This is a genomic window from Herbaspirillum chlorophenolicum, assembly GCF_001189955.1.
GTDB lineage: Bacteria > Pseudomonadota > Gammaproteobacteria > Burkholderiales > Burkholderiaceae_D > Herbaspirillum > Herbaspirillum chlorophenolicum.
The window spans coordinates 1-1,821 of sequence record NZ_LFLT01000129.1 but is presented as its reverse complement, the minus strand read 5'-3'; the positions used below and the strand labels follow the sequence as shown (position 1 = coordinate 1,821).

The window sequence follows — 1,821 nt, the reverse complement described above, 5'->3', positions numbered from 1 at the left end:
CGGGGAGAGCATCCCCGTCGATAAGCGCCCAGTCGACGACGTCGACTTGGCCCGCGCCCGACCAGATGGAGTGCCGAGCGACTCCAAGGCGTTCGCAGGCACAATCAACGGCGCCGGCGCCATTGAGATCGAGGTAACACGTCGCTCCAGTGAATCTGCGCTGGCCAGAGTGGTCAAGATGGTGAGTGAGGCCGAAACACGGAAGTCGGCTACGCAACGCTTCACCGACAAGTTCGAGCGTGTCTTTGTCCCGGCCGTTCTTGCCCTGGCATTCCTTCTGCTGTTCGCATGGGTCGTCGTCGACGAGCCATTCCGGGATAGTTTCTATCGCGCGATGGCTGTTCTGGTCGCAGCAAGCCCGTGCGCGCTCGCCATTGCCACTCCTAGCGCCGTGTTGTCAGGCATTGCTCGTGCTGCACGCAGCGGCGTTCTCATCAAAGGCGGCGCACCACTTGAAGAACTTGGTTCCCTCAGCGCCATCGCATTTGATAAGACGGGCACCCTGACCGAAGGGCGGCCTCGCATCACCGATGTCATACCGGCCGAAGGGATTGCAGTCGAAGAACTCCTCAATGTTGCGCTGGCGGTCGAATCGCAGAGCGACCACCCTCTTGCAACGGCGATCACACGAGACGCGAAGAAACACTTGGGCTCCTCTCAGAGCCCGCCAGGCGCGCTGGACATTAAAAGCCTGACTGGCCGCGGCGTTACCGCAACCATCGCCGGCGAGACGGTTTGGATTGGCAAGCTGGAGATGTTCGGCAGCGACGACGTCCCCGCCTTAGATGCAGCAACCATATCCGCTGTTGAGAAACTGCGTGAAAACGGCAGGACCACGATGGTAGTACGGCATGGTCAGCGCGATCTGGGGACAATCGGACTGATGGATACGCCACGGGCCGATGCCAAGGGAGCACTGCAGGAGCTGCGTGAGATTGGGATTACCCGAATGATCATGATCTCCGGAGACCATCAAAAGGTTGCCGATGCAGTGGCCAGCGAAGTCGGCCTGGACGAGGCCTGGGGCAATCTGATGCCTGAAGATAAGGTTGAAGCCATCCGTAAACTTCGCCAGACAACCAAGGTTGCAATGGTTGGTGATGGAGTCAATGATGCTCCGGCTATGGCTAATTCAACGGTGGGCATTGCCATGGGCGCTGCTGGCTCGGACGTCGCCCTGGAGACTGCCGATGTGGCATTGATGGCAGATGACCTGAAGAATCTTCCTTTCGCTGTCGACTTGAGCCGGCATACTCGAAGTGTCATCCGGCAAAACGTCTTCATCAGCCTGGGCGTCGTTGCGTTCCTGGTGCCAGCAACCATTTTCGGCTTAAGTATTGGTGTTGCGGTCGCAATGCATGAAGGCTCCACGTTGATCGTCGTCTTCAATGCCCTGCGATTGCTTGCTTACTCCAGGCGATCCACCAGATAACCAACTGTGCATGCCGATTTTCGACAATGCCATAATTGGTTGCACGGATCGCCTTTTCCTCACACAAGGGCACCGGCGCAATCGACCTCTCCAGAGGTAACGGCTCAATGCTGATGGCGATGATGGGTATCAGGAAAGTGATCGTGCGTATGTGTAAGACGTGAATGGCGATGCCTGTGGGTGTGTTTCACTCCAGGGGCTACCGCCTCTTCATGCCCATGCAAATGGTGCTGATCATCATGCGTATGCTCATGCTCATGTTCCATCTCCTCGTGAATATGCTCGTGCACATGGCGCTCGGTAAGGTGCAGATAGATACCCACTGTCATCAATGCGCTGGCAATAACTAATTGCGACGTCAACGGCTCCCCATTGGCGAGCGCTAAAAC

The 1,821-nt window shown here is 57.3% G+C and carries 1 protein-coding gene and 1 pseudogene; one reads left to right on the top strand and one right to left on the bottom strand.

The features are described from left to right. Positions 1-1,432 (top strand): heavy metal translocating P-type ATPase (locus AKL28_RS23465; RefSeq protein WP_156226477.1); only part of this gene is annotated, 1,432 nt, incomplete at its 5' end. A gap of 104 nt (positions 1,433-1,536) precedes the next feature. On the opposite strand, the pseudogene AKL28_RS24940 reads toward AKL28_RS23465, so the two are convergent. After that, positions 1,537-1,821, bottom strand: a pseudogene (locus tag AKL28_RS24940) (EamA family transporter); the annotation flags it as partial.